3 protein-coding genes are annotated in these 5,321 nt (G+C 71.2%); 2 read left to right on the forward strand and 1 reads right to left on the reverse strand.

Going from position 1 to position 5,321, the window contains the following annotated elements:
• Positions 1-61: 61 nt before the first annotated feature.
• Positions 62-2,428 carry a DUF459 domain-containing protein gene (locus AC08OJ_RS18295; protein WP_476594480.1) on the reverse strand — a complete coding sequence of 789 codons (2,367 nt, stop codon included), beginning with the start codon at positions 2,426-2,428 and terminating at the stop codon, positions 62-64.
• Between the two features lie 189 nt (positions 2,429-2,617).
• On the opposite strand from AC08OJ_RS18295, the gene AC08OJ_RS18300 reads away from it, so the two are divergent.
• Positions 2,618-3,925: a glycosyltransferase family 39 protein gene (locus tag AC08OJ_RS18300; RefSeq protein WP_476596369.1), complete on the forward strand. Its 1,308-nt coding sequence runs from the start codon at positions 2,618-2,620 to the stop codon at positions 3,923-3,925.
• A 214-nt stretch (positions 3,926-4,139) separates the two neighbouring features.
• Positions 4,140-5,321: acyltransferase family protein (locus tag AC08OJ_RS18305; protein WP_476596368.1), on the forward strand; the 1,182-nt coding region annotated here is incomplete at its 3' end.

Below are 5,321 nucleotides of genomic sequence, written 5' to 3' on the forward strand. Positions count from 1 at the left end.
AATCCTCCTGCTAGACCGCCCGGTACTGGGCGGAAGGTTAGCGTCGGGTAAAGCGGGTGGGTCAGCCGGGTCCCGCTCCCGTGGTCGGCGTGGTCGGCGCGGGTGCGGCGGCCGCTGGTCCCCGGGCGATCCGGAGAAGCTGGGGAATGATCGCGGCACCGATCCGTCGGGCACCGCCATTGGAGATGTGCACACCGTCGTCGTCGCGTAGCCGGACACCGTCCAGTTCGTCGACGTACTTGTCACCCGGAGTGAGAATCGACGCGATGTCGATCACGGTGGCGCCGGGATGGCGGGCCGCCGCGGCCCGCAGCAGCGTGTTGAACCGCACCACCCGTTCGGCCTTCGTCTCCGGGTAGATGCCGCCGTTCGGCGCCTCGGTCGGCTTGAACACCGGGGTCGTCAGGAGCACCACCTTGGCACCCTTGGCGCCGAGTGTGTCGATGGCGAGGTCGAGTTCCCGGCCGAGGTAGGCGTCGAACCCCGGATCGCCGATGTGCGTCCACCGGCCGTCCCGCACCTGGTCGGTGATCTCCCAGCGACCGACTAGCAGGATCGCGAGCGCGGGGTTGACCTCGTTCACCCGTTGGGCGAACCACTGCGGCCACTGGTCGCATCCGTCGGTGGTGGGACCGGCGCTGCCGAGGATGCGCCGCTGCACCCCCCGGGCGACGCCGCACCCCAGCTTGGAGAAGTCGTGGATCTCCATACCCTGCTGGGCGGCCCTCGAGGAGAAGTCGCTGAACCCCAGGGTGAGAGCCACCGAGTCGCCGCCTAGCAGGACCTTGATCGGGGCGTTCCCGCCGGCCTTGACGGCGACGGCCGGTTGTGGGGAGGTCGCCGCCTGCCGCGCCAACGCCTCCAGGTCCGCGGGAGTGCGCACCGATGCCGACGTCCCGGCGGTCGTCAGCAGGATCACCGCGAGCACTCCGCCCAGGGCGGCGGGCACCGTCACCCGCGGGACGGGGAAGCGTACTTTGCCCCGCCGGATCGGGTTCTCCACGAGATGGAATGAGGCCAGGGTGATTGCCAGCGTGGCGGCGAGGCGGAGCCCCAGCAGGACCAGGCCGCTCGTCCCGGTGCGGGTGGCCGTCAGCGTGAGGAAGATCGGCCAGTGCCACAGGTACAGGCCGTACGAGATGCGGCCGACGAAGGTCAGCGGGGCGGTGGCCAGCACCCTCGCCACCGGGCCCCGGGGCGCCTCCACGAGCGAGGCGACCAGCAGCATCACGATGATCGCGACTCCGAGGAAGCCGCCGGCGTAGAGTCCGCGGCTCTCCCCGCTCACCGTTGTCCAGATGAGGATCATCGCAGCCGTGGCGACACAGCCGACGACCGACATGACCGACCGGGCCCGGGCGGAGATCGGGGTCGTCCGCTGGGCCCGCCAGACGGCGAGGGCGGCCCCGGCCAGCAGGGCCTGGGCGCGGCTGTCGGTGCCGTAGTAGATCCGGGAGGGGTCCGTCCCGATCACGAGCAGGGCGAGGCCCACCAGGGCGGAGGCCTCGGCGCCGAGGACCGCGACCGTGAGCGCGAGCGACTGGGCCTTCTGGCGTTGCCGGCGCCAGCGGTCCACAGTCTTCGCGCTGTGCCGCATCAGCAGGTAGACGATCAGCGGCCACAGGACGTAGAACTGCTCCTCAACGGACAGCGACCAGGTGTGCAGCAGCGGCGACGGAGCCGAGAAGTGGTCGAAGTAGCTCTGGTCGGACAGCGCGAAACGCCAGTTTGCGACATAGAGCAGCGTGGAGAGCGCGTCCAGCCGCAGGGTTCCCACGTCGCCGGGGGAGGCGATCCAGCGGGCGTAGGCCGCCACCCCGAGCAGGAGCAGCAGCAGCGCCGGCATCAGGCGGCGAGACCGGCGGATCCAGAAGGTGCGAAGGTCGATGCGCCGGTTGTAGCGGTACTCGGCGATCAGTAGGCCGGTGATGAGGAACCCGGAGAGGACGAAGAAGGTGTCGACGCCGAGCAGGCCGCCGGGCATCCAGGAGACGCCGGCGTGATACGCGATGACGGCCGTGACCGCGAGCGCGCGCAGGCCGTCGAGCGCGGGGGAGTGCCCGAGCGGCGCGAGCACGGGCCCGGTGGCGTCGAGATCCTCCTCGACCCGCTGCGGCCCCGTCGCCTCGCGCGTGCCGGTCCGCGGCCGGGTGCCGGCCCGGGTTCTCGCCCCGGGCGCCGTCGCCGTCCCGGGAGACCGGCGGGGAGGTCCAGCCGGTCTCCGGGTGGCCCCGGGCGCCGGTCGCGTCCCGCCCAGGCGGGTATTGATCGGGGTGGTGTCGGTGGGCTCCGGCCCGGGTGCCACCCGGCGGTGGCGCCCACCGGAGGCGAGCGGGAAGGTGTCGGCGTCGTTGCTGGTCAGCCTCGTTCCCTCCTCGTCGCCGGGGGTTGCGTCGGCTGCGACCTCGCCAGGACATACGACAGGCAAGGCTAATCGCAGCGGCGTGGGAGGACGCACGCACGGTGTGCTCACCGCTGTCGCGGCGGACGCGGTGTCGAGCCGCTATCGGGACATTGGTACCTTCCGCGCGTGTCTGAGACCACGGCGGGGCTCCCCCGGATGGTGGCCCCGGCGCCGGCGGTGCCCGCGGGCCACCCCACGCCGGGATTCCCCGTGATGTCGGGATTCTCCGTGGTGCTGGGGCGGGCGCGGCCCGTGCGCTGGCACCTGTGGCTGGCCGCGATCGGGCTGCTCGGTCTCGCCGTCCGCCTGTTCTACCTGTTCCACTGGCTGCATCCGGCGGTCGTGCAGGGAGACCCGTACTACTACCACGAGGCGGCGAACCTCTTCGCCGACGGCCGGGGCTGGCCCGACCCCTACGAACTCGCCCTGTCCGGCCGCTACGTCCCCGACGCCCAGCACCCCCCGCTGACCAGCGTGCTGCTGGCCGTGCCGTCGGTGCTCGGATTCACCAGCTTCCTGTCCCACCAGCTGTTCTCGTGCCTGCTCGGCGTGCTGTCGATCGTGCTCGTCGCCCTCGCCGGGCGGCGGATCGCCGGCCCCGTGACCGGACTGGTGGCGGCCGGGATCGCCGCTGTCTATCCGGGCATGTGGCTCAACGACCCGCTGTTGATGTCGGAGACGACCGGGATCCTCACCTGCGCGTGGATCACCCTTGCCGCCTACCGGTTCCGAGACCGGCGGGGAGCCGCCGACGCCGCCTGGCTCGGAGTGGCCCTCGCGGCGGTGATGCTCGCGCGAGCGGAACTGGCGCTGCTCGTCGTGGTGCTGGTGGTGCCACTCGTCGCGACGGCCCGTGAACTCGCCTGGCGGCGCCGGATCGCCCTGGTGGCCGTCGCGGCGGCGGTGAGCGCGCTCACGATCGCGCCCTGGACGATCTACAACCTGTCCCGGTTCAGTGAGCCGGAATACCTGTCCACCGGGCTCGGCTCCACCCTGGCGGTCACCCACTGCCCGGCCAGCTACTCCGGCCGGTACGTCGGCTGGTGGTCGTTCGACTGCATCCTGGCGTTGCCACCCTCGCCCCAGGAACGCTCCGAACGGGACGTGTTCTACCGCCGGGCCGCGTACGACTACATCAAACACAACGAGCGCAGCCTGCCCCGGGTGGCCGCGGCGCGGCTTGGTCGGACATGGGGGGTCTACCGTCCCTGGCAGCAGGCCCGGCTGGACACCATCGAGCTGCGCCCCCTGGTCCTCAGTAAGGTCGGGATGGTCACGCTGTGGCCGTTGGAGATCGCGGCGCTCGCCGGGGTCGTGGTGCTGCGCCGCCGCCGGGTCGTGCTGCTGCCACTGCTCGCCGTGCCGATCGCGCTGAGCCTCGCCTCGGTCGCGATCTATGGGACGACCCGGTTCCGGGCCGCCGCGGAGCCCGCGATCGTGCTGCTCGCCGCCGTCGCGATCACGGCCGCCGCGCAGTGGCTCGGGTGTCGCGGTAGGTTCGCGGACCGGCCGGCCGGGTAGAAAGGGGGGGTTCGCTCGGGGTGCCGACGTGGTCGCGTATACCGGACTGGTACGTTGCCAGGGTGCCGGACCTTGCTGATCTCCGGGCGCTCGGTCGGTGAATGGACCCGCCCTTTCTCTTACGGCCGCAGCCGATTCCGGTGCAGCCGCCGGCCCGGCCGGCACCGCTTCCATCCCCGAACCGCGCACTCCCGCGCCGGTCCGTCCACCCAAGGTGGTCTTCGGCGGCTTCGACGGCCTGCGCGCGATCGCGGCGATTCTCGTGGTCGTCGTGCACACCGCGTTTCCCGCCGGTTTCACCACCAGCAGCCGGCTGGGCCCCTACACCGCCCGGAGTGAGATCGGTGTCGCGGTCTTCTTCCTGATCTCGGGGTTTCTGCTCTACCGCCCGTTCGTCGCCGCCCGGTTCGCCGGCCTCCGCGGCTCGGACGCCGCCGGCTACCTGGTCCGGCGGTTCATGCGGATCGTCCCGCTGTACTGGGTGGCGCTCGCCGTCACCCTGACCGTGGTCAGCAGTAAGCGGGTCGGCGTGCACGGCCTGGCCGGTCTGTTCCAGACGGCATTCTTCGTCCAGGGTTATCAGGAGCACTGGGCGATCCAGGGCCTCACCCAGGCCTGGACCCTGGACGTCGAGGCGGCGTTCTACCTGGCGATACCGGTATACGCGTGGCTGCTGCGGCGGCGGGACCGTCCGTCCGCCGCCCAGTTACGCGTGGAACTCGCCGCGCTCGCGGTCACGTTCGCCGCAGCCAAGATCGTCCATTATCTGGTGATCCCGTCCACGCCGACCTGGATGAACGGCTGGAACGTCTGGCTGCCGGTCTGGTGGGACCTGTTCGCCATGGGCATGCTGCTCGCCGTGCTCTCGGCCTGGTACTCCCGGCAGGGCAGGTCGCCGCGCTGGGCCGAGCTGCCCGGCTCGGGCACGGTGTGCTGGGGCATCGCCGCGTTTTTCTACTGGGTGTCGAGCAGGCATCTCGGCCTGCCGCTCGTGCCGATCTTTGAAGCCACGCGGAGCCAGGACATAGGCAAGCACCTGGGCTACGGGTTGTTCGGCTTCTTCCTGCTGCTCCCGGCGGTGTTCGGCCGCAGCGACCGCGGCTGGGTGCGGCCGCTGCTGGCCAGCCGTCCGCTGGCCTTCCTCGGAGCGATCTCGTACGGCATCTATCTGTGGCACTCGGCCGTCATCGACCTGGTGCTGGAGCACAGTGGCTGGCGGCTGTGGAAGATCCCCTACCTGCCGTTTCTCCTGGTGGTCCTCACCCTGACCGTCGGGGTCTCCACCGTGACGTACTTTTTGATCGAGCGTCCCTGCATCACCCTTTCCCGGGAGTGGGCCCGGCGGGTCGACAGATGGGTGGCGAGGCGCTTCGAAGGGGCGGCGAGGGGCGGGGAG

It is taken from the genome of Frankia sp. CgKIO3, assembly GCF_977946435.1.

What these genes read in the sequence shown, in the direction of transcription:
- AC08OJ_RS18300 (WP_476596369.1), top strand. Translation starts at nt 2,618, where the DNA reads ATGTCGGGATTCTCCGTGGTGCTGGGGCGGGCGCGGCCCGTGCGCTGG.